15 protein-coding genes are annotated in these 19,653 nt (G+C 64.9%); 8 read left to right on the plus strand and 7 right to left on the minus strand.

Annotated elements, in window-relative coordinates:
* Positions 1-5: 5 nt before the first annotated feature.
* The 4 genes from EH199_RS07205 to mdlC all read right to left on the minus strand — a co-directional run bounded on the left by EH199_RS07205 (position 6) and on the right by mdlC (position 5,093).
* On the minus strand, positions 6-1,490 hold the full coding sequence (locus tag EH199_RS07205) for a DUF4139 domain-containing protein (protein WP_124808595.1): 1,485 nt from the start codon (positions 1,488-1,490) through the stop codon (positions 6-8).
* Positions 1,491-1,655: 165 nt separating this feature from the next.
* On the minus strand, positions 1,656-2,150 hold the full coding sequence (locus EH199_RS07210) for an aromatic-ring-hydroxylating dioxygenase subunit beta (protein WP_223806524.1): 495 nt from the start codon (positions 2,148-2,150) through the stop codon (positions 1,656-1,658).
* Complete coding sequence (locus EH199_RS07215; protein ID WP_124808597.1) at positions 2,147-3,493, minus strand: SRPBCC family protein; 1,347 nt, start codon at positions 3,491-3,493, stop codon at positions 2,147-2,149. The genes EH199_RS07210 and EH199_RS07215 overlap by 4 nt, the downstream gene beginning before the upstream one ends.
* A gap of 43 nt (positions 3,494-3,536) precedes the next feature.
* Positions 3,537-5,093 carry a benzoylformate decarboxylase gene (gene mdlC / locus EH199_RS07220; RefSeq protein ID WP_124808598.1) on the minus strand — a complete coding sequence of 519 codons (1,557 nt, stop codon included), beginning with the start codon at positions 5,091-5,093 and terminating at the stop codon, positions 3,537-3,539.
* A 92-nt stretch (positions 5,094-5,185) separates the two neighbouring features.
* Here mdlC and EH199_RS07225 point away from each other — a divergent pair, with 92 nt between their 5' ends.
* The 4 genes from EH199_RS07225 (at position 5,186) to EH199_RS07240 (ending at position 9,742) form a co-directional block, all read left to right on the plus strand.
* On the plus strand, positions 5,186-6,133 hold the full coding sequence (locus tag EH199_RS07225; protein ID WP_190287179.1) for a LysR family transcriptional regulator: 948 nt from the start codon (positions 5,186-5,188) through the stop codon (positions 6,131-6,133).
* 55 nt (positions 6,134-6,188) lie between these two features.
* Entirely contained in the window at positions 6,189-7,106 is a 918-nt protein-coding gene (locus EH199_RS07230) for a ketopantoate reductase family protein (protein WP_206694946.1), read from the plus strand.
* A 126-nt stretch (positions 7,107-7,232) separates the two neighbouring features.
* A complete protein-coding gene (locus tag EH199_RS07235) occupies positions 7,233-8,621 on the plus strand; it encodes an MFS transporter (RefSeq protein ID WP_124808600.1) in 1,389 nt (462 codons plus the stop codon).
* Positions 8,622-9,028: 407 nt separating this feature from the next.
* Positions 9,029-9,742 (plus strand): SDR family NAD(P)-dependent oxidoreductase, encoded by a 714-nt coding sequence (locus EH199_RS07240; RefSeq protein ID WP_124808601.1) that lies wholly within the window; start codon positions 9,029-9,031, stop codon positions 9,740-9,742.
* Positions 9,743-9,804: 62 nt separating this feature from the next.
* Here the strand turns inward: EH199_RS07240 and EH199_RS07245 are convergent, their stop codons facing one another.
* The 3 genes from EH199_RS07245 to EH199_RS07255 all read right to left on the minus strand — a co-directional run bounded on the left by EH199_RS07245 (position 9,805) and on the right by EH199_RS07255 (position 13,042).
* Entirely contained in the window at positions 9,805-11,322 is a 1,518-nt protein-coding gene (locus tag EH199_RS07245) for a cryptochrome/photolyase family protein (RefSeq protein ID WP_124808602.1), read from the minus strand.
* 117 nt (positions 11,323-11,439) lie between these two features.
* Positions 11,440-12,522 carry a DUF5694 domain-containing protein gene (locus EH199_RS07250; RefSeq protein ID WP_124808603.1) on the minus strand — a complete coding sequence of 361 codons (1,083 nt, stop codon included), beginning with the start codon at positions 12,520-12,522 and terminating at the stop codon, positions 11,440-11,442.
* Positions 12,476-13,042 (minus strand): PilZ domain-containing protein, encoded by a 567-nt coding sequence (locus tag EH199_RS07255; RefSeq protein ID WP_190287180.1) that lies wholly within the window; start codon positions 13,040-13,042, stop codon positions 12,476-12,478. Before EH199_RS07255 ends, EH199_RS07250 begins: the two co-directional genes overlap by 47 nt.
* A gap of 594 nt (positions 13,043-13,636) precedes the next feature.
* On the opposite strand from EH199_RS07255, the gene EH199_RS07260 reads away from it, so the two are divergent.
* From EH199_RS07260 to EH199_RS07275, 4 genes are read left to right on the plus strand one after another with little or no spacing between them, the layout of a single operon-like run.
* Positions 13,637-17,056 carry a response regulator gene (locus tag EH199_RS07260; protein ID WP_124808605.1) on the plus strand — a complete coding sequence of 1,140 codons (3,420 nt, stop codon included), beginning with the start codon at positions 13,637-13,639 and terminating at the stop codon, positions 17,054-17,056.
* Between the two features lie 4 nt (positions 17,057-17,060).
* Positions 17,061-17,891: a protein-glutamate O-methyltransferase CheR gene (locus EH199_RS07265; RefSeq protein ID WP_124808606.1), complete on the plus strand. Its 831-nt coding sequence runs from the start codon at positions 17,061-17,063 to the stop codon at positions 17,889-17,891.
* A complete protein-coding gene (locus EH199_RS07270) occupies positions 17,888-18,463 on the plus strand; it encodes a chemotaxis protein CheB (RefSeq protein ID WP_124808607.1) in 576 nt (191 codons plus the stop codon). The genes EH199_RS07265 and EH199_RS07270 overlap by 4 nt, the downstream gene beginning before the upstream one ends.
* Entirely contained in the window at positions 18,460-19,626 is a 1,167-nt protein-coding gene (locus EH199_RS07275; RefSeq protein ID WP_124808608.1) for a hybrid sensor histidine kinase/response regulator, read from the plus strand. Before EH199_RS07270 ends, EH199_RS07275 begins: the two co-directional genes overlap by 4 nt.
* Positions 19,627-19,653: the final 27 nt, after the last annotated feature.

Raw genomic sequence — 19,653 nt, forward strand, 5'->3', positions numbered from 1 at the left:
CGCCCTTACCAGGGCGTCAGGAAGGTGACCGTCAGTTCGGTCTTGCCGTTGGCGGGCACGGGCACTTCCCATCGCCGCTGGTCGGCGTTGTCCTGAATACCGGGCAGGCTCTCTTCCGGGATGCGGATGTCGCGCCACCACCACCATTGCGCCAGTCCGTTCTGGATCACGTCCACGGTCACGGGCACCGGTCGGGCATTGGTGACGATGTAGCGCATCTGGGTGCGGAAGAAGGTTTTGGGGCGCTCTCCATAGACCATGTCGGCAGTTCCATCAGCGCGGACGATCCGCCAGCGGGCGAAGCTCTCCCATTCAGCCGTGGTAAGCGTGTCGCGCTTGACCAGCACGGGCTGTACTTTCACATCGAACGCATCGCCTGTGCGGAGTGCCAGCGACGATCCGCCCGGCGTGTGCGGGATCTGGCTTTCGCCGATGAACTGGGCCTGGCCCTTGCTGTCGCGCATATAGACGCGCACCGTTCCGGCTGGAAGAGCCGCGCCGATGCCGTTGGCCCTGGCGCTCGAGAACTTCAGGATCGACGCGGCGCTCTCGGCGTCCGATTGGCTGCCCAGCCACGAGTTCCGGTATTCGTAGCCCTTGCGCGCCGGAACGCCCGATGCATCGAGGAAGCTGACCTGCTTGGTCTGGGCGTTGGCGATCGTGGTGCGCCCCTCGATCGGATAGACGTGAAGATCGCCAAGTTGCGCGCCGCCGCTTTCCGTGCCTGACACGTTTCCGTTGGGACGCCGCTCGGGGAAGCGGGGCCTCTGCTGCACTGATCCGACATCGCCGGCGACCAGCAGGGTTCTGGCGTTGGCAAAGGTCGTGCCAGTGGCGTTGGTCAACGTGATCCAGCCCTGCACGTCGATCTTTCCGGCCGTCTCGTCGAACAGGGCGACGTAGTCGGATTTCCAGCCGATGCCCGGCGTAAGGTAACTCAGTGTCAGCGGGCGGGCGCCAGCGCGGGCGCTGTCGAGCGTGACGCTCAGGGTGGGGCGGGCGCGCAGGTTGGGCGGGATCGTATCGAAGATGACGCGCACCGGCAGGCCATCGTCACGCAGCACCTCGATGCGATCCGCGATCCGCAGCACCACCCCGCCATTGGCGGCGAGCACGGTGGCGCGCTCGCGCGTTTCCGCGCCCGTTGCGGGATTTGTGCGCAGCAGCGTTACCTGCTGGCCGACGGCCTTTTCCATCAGCGCCGATGGTGAAAGCAGGTCGAAGTCGAAGTTCTGCTCGACGATGCCGAAACCTTCGCCAGCCAGGGTCACCGTTTCGGGCCGGATCTGTGCGGAAACATCAGGAAATTCCTGGCGAGACCGCCCTGCAGGCAAGGTAACATTGCGAATATCCTGCACTAGCGCGAGGTCATTGTTGTAGATCGTGACCGAAACGTCGCCCTGTGCGCCGGCCTGCGAAGGATTTTCGGCCATGGCCACAGTCGACGATGCCAGAAGAAATATCGTCGTGAGGTTTCGCTGCAGTCTCATGGTCAATCTCTCCACCAACCCAGACCGTGATAACACGTTGGGGCCGGTAATCCAGTTGGATCGGGCGGGATTAACTTCTAGCCTGTCCTGCCACGCAAAGGTTGGCAAGCGGCAGATGCCTTCGGCAGCGCAGGTCCGGTATGAGTTTGGCCGGCATCGCCTCGATCAGATGCAGTAGAAGTCCAGCACGGTGGGGATGGTATCGTTGAGCAGCACGATCGTCTTGCCAGCGATCAGCCAGCGCTCGCCCTCGCGCCGCAACGCGTGCCGGTAGTGCCCGAAAAAGGTATGCGTCCGGCCTGATCGCTTGTCGAACAGATTGACCGCGAAATTCGCCGCGACTTGCGCGCTCGCTTCGTCGGCCCCCACCAGCCTGACGTTGGTTATCATGTGGACGGCTCGGATGCGCGGAGTGGAGGCCACCGATTGCCCGGAGCGCACCCGCCAGACGCGATCAGCCAGGTTGTTGCGCCCCTTGTAATAGATCAGCGAAAGCTCGGCCTCGGGATCGGTGGTCGTCTCGGTCTCGCTCTTCCATGCCGGCATCCAGAAGCAGGCATCTTCCGCATAGAGATCCAGCCAATCGTCCCAGCGGCTTTCATCGAGGCATTCCGCCTCGTGATAGAGAATGGCTTCGGCGTCTTTCAGCGACAGGGTCATTGTCCGATCACTCCCGCCATGCGGCGCGCCCATTCGCGATAGTAGCTCTGGAACAGCGTCTCGTCGCCAAGCTGCGCATCGGCCAGCACGCTGCGCGCCGGCTTCATGTCGATCAGGTCCGAGAAGGGGTTGCCCCCGGCCTTGCTGGCGGTGGTGCCCCGGGAATAGCCTTGCAGCCAGGGCTCGACGCGGCTGGCGAAGCCGCGCTGGCAGTTCTCGTAGCTTACGGTGTCGTCGGGCGTGGCCATGCCGCTGGGGTTGAAGAAATCCTCGTACTGGCGGATCCGCTGGCGCCGCGCCTGCGCGCTTTCGCCCTTGGGGGCGATGCACCATGTCCGCATTTCCGTGAGGTCGGGTGCCAGCGGGCGGATGACGCGCAACTGGCTCGATGCGTTTTCGGCGATCTGCAGGTTGGGGAAGATCGACAGGTTGCGCATGTTGAACATCCAGTCGCGCTTGGCGGCGCCGTGGCGTTCGGCCAGCGCTTCGGCCTGTTCGAACAGCGGCAGCGCCTCGGTTACGCCGAAAATGCCCCAGTTCAGCACGTGGCCGTGCGGGAAGCTGAAGCTGCCGCCAGCCACGCCCTGCGCGTCCTCGCGCCAGTAATCGCTGCTTTCCCACACCGATTTCACCGCGACGCCGGTGTTGGCGGTCTGCCGCTGTTCGAGGATGCGGATGTAGGAAGGGTGCGTCGAGGTGAAGTGATAGGCGTCGGAGCAGTTTTCGAGCTGCAGCTTCCAGTTGGCCTGGAACGTGAACGTGACGGCGCCCGGCACCAGTTCGAAGCCGTCCGGGCCCTGGTCGGCAACGAGGTCCAGCAGCTTCGCCGCTTCGCCCAGATGCGTTTCGAGCGGCGGTACGCCGGCATCGAGGCTGCCGAACAGGAAGCCGCGATATTCGCCGAACGCGGGCAGGGCGGGCAGGTCGTGGCTCTGCGCATCGAAGTTCTCGGCATAGCAGCCGGCGCGCTTCAGTTTCACGCTCTTGTTGCGGCCCGCGCTGTCGAAGGTCCAGCTATGATAGGGGCAGACGTGCAGGCGCGCATTGCCGGCCAGCGTCTGCGCCACGCGCGATCCGCGATGCGGGCAGGAATTGACGAAGGCCCCGAGCGCGCCGTTGCCATCGCGGCTGACCAGCACGGGCACGCGGCCGATATCGGTGGTGAAGAAGTCGTGCGGATCGCGCGCCTGATCGGCGATGCCGAGGAACACCCACCCGCTTTCGAAGATTCGCCGCATTTCCAGATCGAACACGCCGGGATCGTCGAAGATTGCCCGGCTGACGCGGAAGATGCCTTCGTCGGGGCGGTCGTCGATCAGGTCCGAAAGGCGTCCGGTGAACATTGTCCTTGTCCCGTTCATGGTGTCCCGCTCATGGCAGTTCCCGTCAATCGACCAGCACTTCGACCAGCGTTGGCCCTTGTGCCGCGAAGGAAGCGGCAAGCGCGCCGTCAAGCGCTTCTACCGTATCGATGCGCGTGGCCGAAACGCCCTGGCCCCGGGCGAGCGCGCAGAAATCGATATCGTCGAGCGCGGTCCCCAGCGTCTGCTGCAAGCCGAAGTGGCGGCCGAAGTTGATCAGCGCCTCGTAGCGCCGGTTGTTCACGATCACGAAGCTGATCGGCAGGCCCAGTTGCGCGGCCGACCACAGCCCTTGAATGGCATACATGCTCGATCCATCGCCCAGAATGGCGATGACCTTGGCATCGGGGCGACCCAGCGCGACGCCGATCGAGGCTGGCAGTCCGTGGCCAAGCCCTCCGCTGGCGCAGGTGAAGAAGCCGCCCGCATCCAGGATCGGGAGATGATCGTGCATGGCGCCACGGCTGGATGGCGCTTCCTCCACGATCACCGATCCGGCAGGCCGCAGGCGGGCGATCTGCTGGAGCAGGTAGGCATCGGTCAGGCCGGTGGCGGCGAGTGCCGGGGGAATCGTACGACCCGCCGGCCGCGCGCGAGCCACCGGCGGCGGCCCTTGCAGCAGGTGCGCCAGCGCGCTTCCGGCATCGGCGATCACGGCCGTGCCATCGGGCGCCCAGCTTGCCACCGCGATGGAATCGACGATGTGGTAGAGCTGCGCGCCATCGGGAAGGTGTGGGCCGAAGCCTTCGGTATGGTAAAGCGACAAGGGGCCGCCCACGACCAGGATCAGGTCGTGCCCGGAAAGGTCGCGGACGATCGCCTCGCGACCCGGGTTGAGGAAACCCGCGAACAGCGGGTGCCGCTCGGGAAAGACCTCGCGCGCGGCGAACGGCGCGGCCCAGACCTTTGCCGAATGGCGTTCCGCCAGCGCGATCGCTTCCTGCCATGCGCCGTCGCGCGCGATGCCGGCGCCCAGCACGAAGGCGGGGGCGCTGGCCTGCGCCAGCGCGCCCGCGATCTCGTCCAGCAGCTGCGGGTCGCCGGGATTGCGTGCAATCACGCGGCGCGGCGCGATGGGATCGCATGGCTGGTCCCAGTCGTCCACGGGCACCGAAACGAACGTCGGGCCGCAGGGCGGCTCCATCGCGACGTAATAGGCGCGCGCGATCGCGGCCGGCACGTCCTGCGCGCGCGCGGGCTCGATCGCCCACTTCACGTAAGGGCGCGGAAATTCGGTGGGGCGTTCGGCGAAGAGGAACGGTTCGAACGGCAGGATCGATCGCGCCTGCTGGCCCGCCGTCACGACCAGCGGGGTCTGGTTCTTGAACGCCGTGAACAGGTTGCCGAGCGAATGGCCGACGCCGGCGGCGGAGTGCAGGTTGATAAGCGCGGCATTGCCGGTCGCCTGGGCGAAGCCATCGGCCATCCCCATCACGATCGATTCCTGCAATCCCAGGATATAGCGGAAATCGTCCGGGAAATCCCGGAACATCGGCAGCTCGGTCGATCCCGGATTGCCGAACACCGTGGTCATGCCCAGCTTGCGCAGCAGCGAGAGCGTTGCATCGCGAACCGTGTGCATGATCGTGCTCCTCTCCATTCTCCGCCGGCCTTATCGGCCGTCGGGGCAATCGCCACCATTGCGGAATTGCGCAAAAGGCATAACAAATGTGCATGGCTTTTGATCAGCGAGAATTGCGGGCATTCCTGGCCGTGGTGGACCGGGGCAGCCTGGGGCGTGCGGCCGAAGCGGCGTTCATGACGCAGCCGGCGCTCAGCCGCCTGATCGGCGAGATGGAACGGCGCTTCGGCCAGCCGCTGTTCGATCGGCACAGCAAGGGGATGGCGCCCACGGCGGCCGGGGAAACGCTGATTCCCCATGCCCGCCTGCTGCTGTTCGAGATGGAACAGGCGACATCCGCGCTGGATGCCTTGCGCGGCCTGGGGCGCGGGCGCCTGCGCGTGGGCGCGGTGGCGGCGGTGGCACGGACGGTGTTGCCTGGCGCCGTCGCCGCCTTGCTGGACATGGCGCCGGGCCTGCACATCGACCTGCTGGATGCGCCCGAGGACCGCCTGGTCCAGGCGCTGGCCGGGCGCGAGATCGACGTGGTGATCGCCCCGGAACTGGCGCCGCATGCCGATATCTGGCCGATGGCGGAACTGGCCTATACCGATACCTATACCGCTTTCGCCGCCGCCCGGCACGCGCTGGCCGGGGCGAAGGAGGTGCCGCTCAATGCCGCGCTGGGCCAGCGCTGGGTCATGCCGGAGATCGGCAGCACGCCGCGCATGCTGTTCCACCGGCTCGTGACTGCGCAGGGAGAAGCCCTGCCCGACGTGGCGCTCGAAACCGCCTCGATCGGCACGATGCTGGCGACCGTTGCGGCCAGTACCTTGCTCGGCTGGCTGCCCATGCCGCTGCTCCGTGCGGAAATGGAGCGCGGCACCGTGGTGCCGATCCCGGTGAAGGCGCTGGAAATCGAGCGGCGCTTCTATGTCTACACGCGCCGCCGGGGCAGCCTGATCGCCGCCGCGCGCCGCCTGTTCGAACTTCTGCCGCTGGCGCAAGCCGCAGCAAAGGGGCAGGCGACGCGGCTTGCTAGAACGGCGCCCACTGGTTAGCTGGCCGCGATTGCCGCGGCCTGACCACGGGTGCGCGGGCCAAGGATGCGGGAGAATGCGGATGCGCGAAGTGGTGATCGTTGGTGCCGGCGCGATGGGCTGCCTGTTCGCGGCGAAGCTGGCGGAATCGGGTGTTTCCGTCACGCTGGTGGACGTGGATCGGGCACGGCTGGAAGCGCTGGCCCGCGATGGCATCACGCTGGCCGACGACGATGGCGAGCGGCGAATCCCGATCGCGGCAAAGCTGGCCTCGGACGTGGCCGGGCCGGTCGATCTGGTGCTGTTGTTCACCAAGTCCATGCACAGCCGTTCCGCGATCGCATCGGTGGCGCATCTCGTGCAGGCATCCGCCTTCGCGCTCACGCTGCAGAACGGCATCGGCAATGCCGAGGCGATCGCCGGGGTCTTTCCGGCGGGGCAGGTATTGCTGGGCGTGACCGACATGCCGGCCGATCTGGAAGGGCCTGCCCGGGTATCTTCGCACGGCCATGGCACCGTCCGGCTGGGCAGCTACCGGCCGCAGGGCGATGATGGCGCGCAGGCGGCCGTCGCCCTGCTGCGGGGGGCCGGCATCGATGCCCATCACGATGCGGCGATCGAAGGCGGGGTCTGGGAAAAGGTCGCCTTCAACGCCGCGCTCAATTCGATCGCGACCGTCACCGGGCTGACCGTGGGCGGCATGGATACCCCGGCCGGGCGCCGGGTGGCTTTCGCCATCGCGCGCGAAGTGGCGGCGACCGCCACGGCAAAGGGCCTGTCGATCGATATCGCGCGGATCGAGGCGAAGATCGATTTCGCCCTGACGCATCATCGCCAGCACAAGGCGTCGATGCTGCAGGATCGACTCGCCGGCCGCCGCACCGAGATCGAGGCGATCAACGGTGCCGTTGCGCGCGAAGCGGAACGTCTGGGGGTGGAGGTGCCCGTCACTGCCACGTTGGCGGATCTGGTGAGGCTGAACGAGCCGGTCTGACTTTTTTGCAAATCGTATTGATAAATCACCAACCATCCGCCACACACGGGGGCACAAACGGCGTGCCGGCAGACGGTACGGGTGCGGAACAAGCGAAAGCGGTAAAGCGCCGCCCGGAGGAGAGCAATGCGGACAGGTGATGACGAACGGATGTTGTCGACGGGCTATCGTCGCACTTTCATCACCATGAGCTTCCTGGTCGCGACGTTCAATTTCGCCGATCGGTCGGTGTTTGCCGTCACCGCGCAGCAGATCAAGGTCGATCTGCAATTGACCGATTTCCAGCTCGGCATTCTTCAGGGGCTGGCGTTCGCGCTGCTTTACGCGGTGTTGGGCGTGCCGATCGGCCGGCTGGCCGAACGCATGTCGCGCGTGCGGATCATCACCGCCGCGATCCTGTTCTGGTCGACCATGACGATGGCCTGTTCGGCCGTGGGCAATTTCGCGCAGATGATGCTGTGCCGTGTGGGCGTGGGCATGGGCGAGGCCGGATCGCAACCGGCCACGTCATCGCTGGTGGGCGACCTTTTCCCACGCGAACGCCGGGCTTCGGTGATGGGCCTGATCCTCCTGGGATCGCCGATCGGCAGCTTTATCGGCGCCTCGGTCGGCGGTGCCGTGACGGGCCTTTGGGGATGGCGCGCGGCCTTCATCGTGATGGGACTGCCGGGCGTGGTGATCGGCCTGCTGTTCATCCTGCTGGTGCGCGAACCGCGCCGGGGGCTGGCGGACAACATGCCGCCGGTGAAGACGCCGGCGCCTGATTTCCGGGCGTTCCTGACAGTGGTTGCCAGCAAGCCAGCCCTGATGTTCGTCATCGCGGGCGGGGCGCTCGCCGGCTTCGGCATGAGTTCGATCTCGCAATTCCTCGCCGTCTATCTCAGCCGTGTCTACGACCTGCCGGCGCGGTCTGCGGGCGCGCTCTATGGCACGATCTCGGCGCTGGCACTGGGCAGCGGCCTGCTTATCGGCTCGTTCGGCACCGATTGGCTCGCACGGCGGGGCGATGGGCGCTGGCCGGCGTGGGGCGCTGCGATCGGCCTGTTCATTGCGCCGTTCTCCTACTGGATCGCGTTCAGCGCGGCATCGCCCGCGCTGGGCACCGTGTTGCTGGTGATTTCCGGCTGCTTCCTGCTGCTGTACTACGGCCCCACCATCGGTATGATCCAGAATCTGCTGGAACCGCGCATGCGGGCGACCGGGGCGGCCGTGTTCGGCATGTTCTACACGCTGGTCGGCTATGGCGGCGGACCGACCTTCGTCGGCTGGATGAGCGATCGCTTCGCCTCCTCCGCTTTCCAGGGTGGGGATTATCTGACGCAGTGCCGCGCGCTGAAAGCCGGCGCGCAGGCGGTAGGCGCCCTCCAGCACACCTGCGCGGCGGCGGCGGCAACGGGCGTGCGGTCGGCGCTGATGTCGGCGGTGTGTGTGTTCTTCATCGCCGGGGCGATGTTCCTGCTGGCCGCGCGCACGCTGCGCCGCGATTACTTCGTAGCGGAAGAGGCGGCGGCATGAGCGCGCAAGGCGCTGCGGCCGTGGCCGATGCGCGCAGCCGCAACGCTTCGCCGGCCTCGCGCCCCATTACGCGGATGACGTGATCTTCCAGCGCGGGCCGCGCGCGGATCGTGGAAGAGGTGCGCACGCGCCTTTGCGCGGGAAGACAGGCCCGCTTTGCACTGTCGTGCATATTGCCCGTCTCAGGCGCTCTCGTGTCTATGGCAGGGGCCAATCAGACGAATGATTTGGGCCACCACGACGTGGACGATTGACATGGTGCTTGTTGGAAAGGTGAACCCTGTGCGCAATCAGCCTGCGAACAAGGCCACTGCGGCCATGGCCAGCATGGTCTGGCGTGGCCAACGCGATCGCAACCGCGCGGTCCTGTGGGTGCGGGAGCGGCCTATTCTGGAAGGCATCGCGCGATGACCTGCGCGGTTGTGTTCGGCGCCGGTGGCGGGGTCGGCGGCGCTCTGGCGGATCGTTTGGGCGCTTGCGGCCGCTACGCACATATTCATGCGGGATCGCGCCGCCCCCTGCCGCCTCGACCGCAACAGGTCTCTTTCCTTTATGACCTGACCGATGAAAGCAGCATCATCAATGCCTGCTCGATCCTGGAGACACCGCCCGATCTGGTGCTGGTAGCAAGCGGTCTGCTTCACGACCAATCCGGAGCGGTCATGCCTGAAAAGACGCTGCGGGCGCTACAACCCGAAGCCATGGCGCGGATGTTCGCGGTCAACACGATCGGTCCGGCGCTGATCGCCAAACACTTGTTGCCCAGGCTGCCCAAGGACCGGCGCGCGGTTTTTGGAGTTCTTTCCGCGCGCGTGGGTTCGATTGGCGACAACCGGCTGGGGGGATGGCATGGCTATCGCGCCAGCAAAGCCGCGCTCAACATGCTGATTGCCAATTTCGCCATCGAGATGCGGCGCACCCATCCCCTGGCGGTCATCGTCGCGTTGCATCCCGGCACCGTGGCCACCGGCCTTTCCCGACCGTTTCAGTCCGGTGTAGCGGCGGGCAAGCTGTTTTCGCCGGAAATATCCGCCGTGCATCTGCTTGACGTGATCGACCGCCTCACGCCTGAGGACAGCGGCGGCTTTTTTGCCTGGGACGGCACACGCATACCATGGTGAGCGCGCGAGTACGGCTGATCGGCCAGCGTGTGTGCCCCCTTAAATGGCGAGGCAAGGAAGGTCTATGGAGCGGGCGCAAGCGCGGGGCTGGCCAGAAAGGCATCTGCCTGAGCTAGCAATTCGCGCCGATGATCGGGCGGGAATTTGTCCCATACGCGCACCATCTGCGCCATGCGGCCGTTGCCGCGTAACCTGGCGGCATGGGTGGCGATGAAGCGCCAATACAGGAAGTTGAACGGGCACGCCTGCGGCCCCACCCGTGCCTTGACGTTGTAGGCGCAGGCGCCGCAATAGTCGCTCATCCGCTGAATGTAGGCACCGCTCGCGGCATAGGGTTTGCTGGCCAGCAAACCGCCGTCGGCAAACTGGCTCATGCCGATGGTATTGGGTAGCTCGACCCATTCGAACGCATCAGCATAAACCGCCAGATACCATTCGTGCAACGCGTGGGGATCGACGCCGGCGAGCAAGGCAAACGTGCCTGTCACCATCAGCCGCTGAATGTGGTGGGCATAGGCCTCCTCGCGGGTCTGGGTGATGCAGGCGCGCAGGCAGGCCATGGCTGTTTCGCCGCTCCAGTAGAACCGTGGCAACCGGCGCCGCGCATCCAGCGCGTTGACTCTCGCGTAATCGGGGCCTTGCCACCAGTAAATGCCCCGCACGAATTCACGCCAACCGATGATCTGCCGGATGAAACCTTCCGCGCTGTTCAGCGGCACGCGGCCAGCGCGCCATTCTTCCTCGACCGCCCGGCACATTTCCAGCGGATCGAGCAACCCCAGATTGAGGTAGATCGAGACCACGGCGTGGCACAAAAATCGGTGCCCGCTCAGCATGGCGTCCTGATACCGACCAAAATCGCGCAAGCCATGGCGCAGGAAATGGTCAAAGGCGGCCTTGGCATCGGATCGGGTCGTGGCGAACCAGAATGGCTCGAGATCGCCGAAGTGATCGGAGAAGCGCTGTGCTACCAGCTCCAGTACCTCCCGCGTGATCGCATCGGGATCAAAGCGCGCGGGCTGGGGCAGACCCAATGCCCCCGGCGGTGGAGACCGGTTGTCATGATCGAAATTCCACTGCCCCCCGGCGGGCTGCTCGCCGTCCATCAACAGGCCCGTCTTGCGCCGCATCAGGCGATAGAAATGTTCCATGCGCAGGCTCTTGCGCGCCTCGGCCCAGCGGACGAAGCCGTGGCGGTCGGCCAGAAAGCGCGTATCGGGCAACAGTTCGGCCCAGGCGCTCATCTCTTCCATCAACCGCCATTCGCCGGGCTCGGTCGCAAGGATGCCGCTGGCACCATGCCGTGCCATGGCCCGATGCGCTTCGCCGCGCAGGCTGCCTGTGTTTTCCGGATCGTCGAGCCGGACGTAGTCCACCTTCCAGCCAAGGGTGCGAAGCTCCGCGGCGAAATGGCGCATCGCCGACAGGACCAGAGCAATCTTCTTCTTGTGGTGTCGAACATAGGTCGTTTCCGCCGCCACTTCGGCCATCAGCACGACGTCGCTCGCCGGATCGGCCGCGCGCAAGGACGAAAGCGAGGGCGTCAACTGATCGCCCAGAACGAGGATAAGCCGTGTCATGGCAAGCTGTTATCCGCGCAGGGACGCGCTGCAATCCTGCCTCTTGGGGCAGAGGCGCGATGCCGTGCCCTTTAGCGGATAGGAACTCAGTCCTGCCCGGCGAGAGGGCCGCTGCCGCTAACGCGGCTTGTCCGCAAGAACCTCGTCGGTACTGACCAGGCGGATTTCGCTCAGGACCCCGAGATAGCGTTCGTAATAGGGCTTGTGCGATGAGCCGACGATGGCCAGTACCCGCGTCCCGGGCGTTGGTCCCATGGCCTCGCGCATGTTCGCAACCATGCGCAGGTTGCGCGTTTCCCAATAGGCCAGATAGCGCCGGCCATAGCGCTGTTCGGAGGGATCGGCGGCCGTGGCGGCAAAATCGGACGCCACGGCGTACCGGGTTGCAGCGAGGCTGCTCTCGTCGCGATAGACCGAGAGCACCGCTCCGTTCTTGAGTCGTGCCGGAACCTGTTCGAGCAGCGGTCTGCGTTCGTGCGACCAGCGGTTGTCCCACAGCCGCTGGATCGTCGCCTCCATCTCCGCGTTGCTGGGGCCGGAGGCGCGATCGCCGGTGTGATCGTCCACTGGCCACACGCGTTCCAGCCCAAGACGCGCGGCCACCACGGCCGCCACTTCGCGATTTTCATTCGGCCGCTTGCCGATCGCGGCTATCGTTCCCAACAAGGCGTCGGTCAGGCCGTCCGCCGCGACGCGCTCCGGTTCGGCCAGACGCAACCACTGCACCCTGGCCGAAGCCGGATCCCCGGCCGCGAGAAACAGCACGGCCAGCCGGCGCCGTTCGGCTGCGGGGCGGTCGGCCCGGTCGGTTGCCAGCAGCCGCGCAATTTCTGCCTCGGCGCCGGCCTGATCGAGGTGCAGCGCGGCCCGCGCCGCGCTGGCGTCGGGGCAATAATCCTCCGCAACGCCCGGGTAAAAGGCGGCGAACGCTCGCAGATAGTCGCACTGCGCACCGCCTACTGCCTCGATCATGATCATGCGGGGGCGCCAGGCCTGCAGACGGGCTAGAAGCGGCTCGAACTGAGCGCGATCAAAATCGGGCGGAAGCATGCTGAGGTGGGGAGTGCCCAGCACCAGGACTTCGGTCTTTGGCTCGCGCAGGGCGGAGTCCGCCAGCCAGACCGCCCGAGCCACCGGCGTGGGCGGGTTGACCTCACGGGCCGGAGCGGTTGGCCCGGCCAGCGCTGCTGCCGCAGCCAACAGAAATCCAGAAAGCGCCATGATTTGCACCCCGTTGCCAAGTAGGGCGACTGTCTGCGGCCTTCGCTTCGAACGCAAGCAATGAGCGGCGCAATTGGCCCACTTCAGACGTTCCCTGATTATCTCGCAACCGCTTTATGGGCATTGATTGACCATCTCGCGGCGGCGTTTCCCAAATGAGAGATCGCCCCAGGAGCGCGGGGCTGTTGACAGGGCGCAGTAATCGGACACCGCACCGGTGCCGATCATACCACACGACAAGCCCGGTGAGACTGCACTCATCCGACAAGTCGATCTGGATGGCGTCGCCGGGACTCAACTTCATCGAGGTCGTGATCAACAGACCTTCATTGGAGATGTTCTGAATGCGCGCCACACCTTGATCGTCGCGCGCCGAGACCCGCGCGACCCGAAAGACGGTGCGGAAGCGGGGCGATCGACGACGTTTGCGGGGCGCCGGCGGCGCTTCGTCCGATACAGTGGTTTCTTCGAGATGGACTAGCTGATTTGAGCCGATCATGTTCATCCTCCTGCGACGAGGACGGCAGACACAAAGTCGCGCATGTAGCTGACAAATCTACGGCGGTGGCGGGTGATATTTCAGCAACCATAAAGCGGACGGGGATTGCCATGGCCCGGATGAACCGGGGAGACTATGAGCGCCCACCAAACCGTGATCCACGTGATAGGCTATGCTCACGACCTGGCTCTATATCAGTGTTTCCGCGCTCCCGGCGGATGCGCAGGGGGCAGCCATCGAGCGCGATGTTCGGATCGTCAGCGGATGAAAAAGGGCTGGTTTGCTCAACCCTGCTCCGCCTTTCGCGCTTGATGCTTTGTCACGCGATTTGAAGCGCGTGACAAAGCATCAGCGGCATCTGCGGTCCTGTTTGTCCGATCACATGATCGTTCGCGTGGTTCTGTACCATGGCGGCTGCGGCGCTCGGAACCTTTTGGTAAATTGAGCGTAATCCCGCGGACGTGAATTGGTTGTTGTTCGCGGGCGCGTTGCAGCAGCCTTGCTTGCAACTCGATCCTAGGGGGCTTCGATCACCAAACCTGGTTGTCTTGTCGGGCATCTTCCCGAACTCGTTGCCGCTGCGAGGATGCCTTGATGCGTAGGCTCGACGCCGCTCGCGTCCGCATCGGGACGCTCATCGGCCTCATCGCGGGGTTGGCGTTCTTCGCCGCGAGCAGCTACGTATCCTACTCGAACATCCAGGCGGTTGGGAACGCCGACGCTTCGGTACGCGATACGCACAATATGCTGGTGGCGCTCAACCGGCTCCTCTCCACGCTGCAGGATGCCGAAACCGGCCAGCGCGGCTATATCCTGACTGGCAAGGAGACCTACCTGCAGCCCTACCATCAGGCCGTGTCCGACGTCCGTGACCGGCTTGATGCGGTACAGGATTTGACGGTCAACGACCCGGTGCAATCCAACAACTTGCGGGATTTGCGCCCGCATGTGATCGCAAAGCTGGCCGAGCTTACACGGACCATAGAACTGCGCCAGGCCAAGGGGTTCGGACCGGCGGTTACGGCGGTTTCCACGGACGTGGGGCAGCAGGAAATGGCCGCGATCCGGCGGCAGATCGAAGTCATGAACTCCGAGGAAGTTCGACAGCGCTCTTTGCGGCTGGAGGAGATGGCATCCGCTTCCCGCGGGGCAGTCAGCAGCAGCATTATCGCTGGGCTGATCGGTTCGATCCTGACCATCGCCATTTTCCTGCTTGTTCAGCGCAACGCAGCAATCAAGGCGCGGCAGGACTGGCTGCGCACTGGCCAGCTGGAACTCGCCGATGTGATCCGTGGCGACAAGGGCGTCGAACAGATCGGTGAGGAAGCGATGGCATTCCTGGCCGCCTATCTCGGCTTTCAGGCGGGTGCCCTGTTCAAGGGAGATGGTGGCCATTTCCGACGCATTGCAACGCTGGGCGTGCCGGCAGACGGCGCAATGCCCCACAGTTTTTCCCTCGGTGATGGGCTGCTTGGCCAGGTGGCAAACTCGGGCGCGCCAATCGTCATCAACGACCTGCCCGACGAATACCTTACCATCGGATCAGCGTTCGGGCGCTCGCAGCCCCGCCATCTGGTGATCGCGCCGACGACCGCGGACGGCTTGGTCAACGGCGTGATCGAGCTGGGCTTCTTCGATCCCGTTCCGGCGCGTGTGCTCGAGTTCCTGGCTGGATCCGCGGATAGTCTGGGTATTGCCTTGCGATCGGCCCGCTTTCGCACCCGTTTGCAGGATGCGCTGGAAGAGACCCAGCGGCAGAAGGCCGAGCTTCAGGCGCAAAGCGAAGAGCTCCGCGTGTCGAACGAAGAGCTGGAGGAGCAGGGGCGTGCCCTGAAAGAATCGCAGGTTCGCCTCGAACAGCAGCAGGTGGAGCTCGAGCAGACCAACAGCGAACTGGAAGAACAGGCCCAAACGCTGGAGATGCAGCGCACCTTGCTGGAGCAATCCGCCGCGTCGCTGGAAAGCAAGGCGCAGGAACTGGCGCAGGCAAGTCAGTACAAGTCCGATTTCCTTGCCAACATGAGCCATGAACTGCGCACTCCGCTCAATTCGCTGCTGATCCTGTCAAAGCTTCTGGGCGACAATGCCGACGGCAACCTGTCGCCCGATCAGGTCCAGTTCGCGCGGACGATCCAGTCCTCGGGCAATGACCTGCTCATGCTGATCAACGATATCCTTGATCTCTCGAAGATCGAGGCGGGGCACGTGAAGATCCAGTCGGAACCGTTGGCGCTCCAACGGCTGGTGGGCGATCTCAGGCAGATTTTCGCGCCGGTGGCGGATCAGCGCGGCGTCGAGCTGGAATTCGTGGTACGGCCCGGCGTGCCGGCCGCGATCGAGACTGACCGGCTGCGTCTGGAGCAAGTCCTGCGCAACCTGCTGTCCAACGCTTTCAAGTTCACCGAGAGCGGCACTGTCTGCCTGGAAATCGCACCGGCCGGCGAAGGGCGGGTCGCCTTTGCGGTTACCGACACCGGGATCGGCATTTCCCCCGAACAGCAAGAGGCGATCTTCGGCGCCTTCCAGCAGGCCGACAGCGCGATCAGCCGCAAATACGGCGGAACCGGGCTTGGTCTGTCGATCTCGCGGGAACTGGCGCGGCTGCTGGGCGGCACGATCGCGCTGGTCAGCACGGTGGGCAAGGGCAGCACGTTCACGCTGACGCTGCCCGAGTTCTACGATGCCGCTGCCGTTGTTCCCGCGGCGGCACTGCCGGCCACGCCGCGGACGGCGGACGCTGCCGCGGTGACGCCGGATGATCCTCGTCTTGCCCCGCGGCGGGTATCGAACGCGGTGGCGGACGATCGCGACAGGCTGGACCGGAGCCGACGGCTTTTGCTGGTGGTGGAGGACGACGTGCCGTTCGCCCAGATCGTGCGCGACCTCTCCCAGGAAATGAACTTCCAGTGCATAGTGGCTGGCAGCGCGGAAGAGGCGATCCACCTGGCCGCCCTGCATCGGCCGAGCGCCATCGTGCTGGATCTCGGCCTGCCGGACCAGTCCGGACTGACCGTGCTTGACCGCCTCAAGCACGAAGACCAGACGCGACACATCCCGATCCACGTGATCTCGGCCAGCGATCACGCGCAGACGGCGCTGGCGCTTGGTGCGGTCGGCTACCATGTCAAGCCGATCCGCCGGGAAGACCTCGCCGATGTGCTGAGCAAGCTCCAGGACCAGTTGGCGACCCGGCTTCGCCGGGTGCTGATCGTGGAGGATGACGCGGTGCAGCGTGATGCGGTGAGCAGGCTGCTGTGGACCGGCGATGTCGAGACGGTCGGAGTGGGTACGGCTGCCGAATGTCTTGAAAAGCTCGACCAGGAGACGTTCGATTGCATGGTGCTCGACCTGACCTTGCCGGACCGGTCAGGGATGGAGCTGCTCGAGACCCTGAGCCGCAACGAGGAGAAAAGCTTCCCGCCCGTGATCGTCTACACCGGGCACGATCTGTCGGTTGAGGAGAAACAGCGGCTGCGGCGCTTGTCCAGCTCGATCATCATCAAGGGCGCCAAGTCGCCCGAGCGGTTGCTCGACGAAGTAACCCTCTTCCTGCACAAGGTGGTTTCCGAACTGCCGCCGGAACAGCAACGCATGCTGCAGAAGGCCCGCTTCCGTGACGCGGTGCTGGAAGGCCGGCGGATCTTGATCGTCGAAGACGATGTGCGAAACATCTACTCGCTGAGCAGCGTGCTGGAGCCGCGCGGCGCGAAGATCGCGATTGCGCGCAACGGACGCGAAGCGATCGAGGCGCTCGATGCCAGCGCGGCCAACCTCGCCGACGCGATCGATCTCGTTCTGATGGACGTGATGATGCCGGTGATGGACGGGCTCTCGGCGGCGCGGGAAATTCGTAGCGATCCGCGCTGGAAGAACCTGCCGATCGTGATGCTGACGGCAAAGGCGATGCCGGACGACCAGGAAAAGTGCCTGGCGGCAGGGGCGAACGACTACATGGCGAAGCCGATCGACGTGGACAAGCTGCTCAGCCTGGTCCGCGTGTGGATGCCCCGGTGATCCCATGACGGCGGGCGACGAGATCGAGGACATCGAAATCCAGCTTTTTCTGGAAGCGCTGCACCGGCGCTATCACTATGATTTCCGCCACTACGCCCAGGCCTCGATCAAGCGACGGCTGGTACAGGCGCGGGTCCAGCTCGGCTACACCAGCCTGTCTGCCATTCAGGAGGCAGTGCTACACGACGAGAGCGTGCTGCCGCGGCTGCTCAACTACCTGACCGTGCAGGTGAGCGAAATGTTCCGCGACCCATCCTATTTTCGCGCACTGCGACAACGGGTCTTGCCACACCTTGCCACGTATCCTTCGCTCAAGGTGTGGGTGGCGGGGTGCAGCCGCGGCGAGGAGCTCTATTCGCTGGCCATCCTGTTCCGCGAGGAGGGCCTGTACGACCGCACCCTGTTCTATGCGACCGACATCAACCCCGATGCGCTCGACGCTGCGGAGAAGGCGGTTTATCCACTCGACCAGATAAGGGGGTACACCGCCAACCATCAGAAATCGGGCGCGCGCACCTCTCTTTCCGACTATTACCGCGCGGCCCACGGCGGCGTCATCTTCGACAAGACCCTGCGCGAGCGGGTCGTGTTCTCCGACCACAGCCTTGTCACGGATTCCTCGTTCGGCGAGATGCAGCTCATCTCCTGCCGCAACGTGCTGATCTATTTCGATCGCGAATTGCAGGACCGGGTCGTGGCGCTGTTTCGCGATTCGCTGGCGCGTAAAGGCTTCCTTGGCCTCGGCTCTAAGGAAAGCCTGCGCTTCACGCGCCATGCCGCATCGTTTTCGCCGTTCGTGCCGGAAGAGAAAATCTACCAGAGGGCGCAAGGATGACCGTCGCAAAGGTCAGCGCCGTAGCCATCGGCGCCTCTGCCGGCGCGGTTCAGGCGCTGCTGCACATCCTGCCGCCGCTGCCGGCCGGGTTGCCCGTCCCGGTCATGATCGTGGTGCACGTCCCCCCGGATCGCGACAACATGCTCGTGCCACTGCTGAAGAAGCGCTGCGCGCTGGACGTCAAGGAGGCTGAGGACAAGGAGCCACTCAAGCCGGGCACGGTCTACTTTGCGCCGTCCGACTACCATTTGCTGGTGGAAAAGGACCGAACACTTGCGCTGTCGTCCGACGAGCCCGTCAACTACAGCCGCCCCGCGATCGACGTCCTTCTGGAAAGCGCGGCCGAAGCCTACGGACACGAGTTGGCCGCCATCGTGCTCACCGGCTCCAATCACGATGGCGCCGAAGGCCTGCGCGCGGTAACGGCCGCCGGCGGCATTGCGTTGGTGGAGGACCCGCAAAGCGCCATGTCCGGGGCCATGCCGGCGGCGGCGCTGGCTCTTTGCCCCGATGCCCGAGTGGAAACGCTTGATGGCATCACGGCGTTTCTAGCCGGTCTGGTCTCCGCATGAACCGCACAGACGATATCGAAATGGGCGAGTCGGTCCACTTCCTTCTGGTCGACGACCTGCCAGAGAACCTGCTCGCGCTCGAAGCGCTGCTCCAGCGGGACGGTCTGGTCTGCCACAAGGCGGCAAGTGGCGAGGAAGCCCTCGAATTGCTGCTGGTGCACGACATTGCGCTGGCGCTGCTCGACGTGCAGATGCCGGAAATGGACGGGTTCCAGCTGGCTGAGTTCATGCGGGGGAGCGAGCGCACGCGCCATATCCCGATCATTTTCCTCACCGCCGGCACCGCGGATCACCAGCGCCGCTTTCGCGGCTACGAGGCCGGCGCGGTCGACTTCATCCAGAAGCCGATCGAGCCTGACATCTTGCGTTCGAAGGCCGCTGTGTTCTTCGACCTCCACGCCCAACAGCGGCGCATTGCGCGCCAGCGCGACAAGCTTGAAGGACTGACCTCTGCGCTCCAGCTTGCCGACCAGCACAAGGATCGCTTCCTTGCCATCCTGGGCCACGAGCTGCGCAACCCGATCGCAGCCTTGAACGCGGGGTTGAACCTTTTGGGCAAGCGCGACGACAGCGGGCCCAAGCAGGACATCCGCGATCAGATGCAGCGAAGCCTCAACCATCTGACGCGGCTTGTCGAGGACCTGCTGAACATCGCCAGGATCAACGAGGGCAAGATTTCCCTGAAGATCAGGCCCTTCGTGCTGCAGGATGCGCTCCGTTACGTTGTCGAATCGTGCCAGTCCCTGCTCGATGCGGACGGTCACACGCTGGTTGCCGACATCCCGCCAGAGCCGATCTGGATACATGGCGACGAAGTGCGGATCGCCCAAGCCGTCATCAACCTTGTCAGCAACGCTGCCCGGTACACGCCTGAGCCGGGACAGATTCTGATGACGGCCAGACGGGTCGAGGATAGCGTACACATCGAGGTCAGTGATTCCGGCATCGGGATCCCGATCGAGGCCCAAGAACACATCTTCGAGCTGTTCAGGCAGATTGACGGGACGTCGCGCGCGGCTCGGGACGGTCTCGGCATCGGTCTCGCCTTGGTCCGCCAGCTGGTCGAACTTCACGCTGGAGAGGTGACCCTGGTCAAAAGCGCGCCGGGCATGGGAAGCACTTTCCGCATCGAACTCCCGGTTGCGGGCGCCCCGGCCGAGTAATTGTCGGCCAGTAATGGGTCCTGACCC

Source organism: Novosphingobium sp. LASN5T, assembly GCF_003856955.1.
In the GTDB taxonomy this organism is placed as follows: domain Bacteria; phylum Pseudomonadota; class Alphaproteobacteria; order Sphingomonadales; family Sphingomonadaceae; genus Novosphingobium.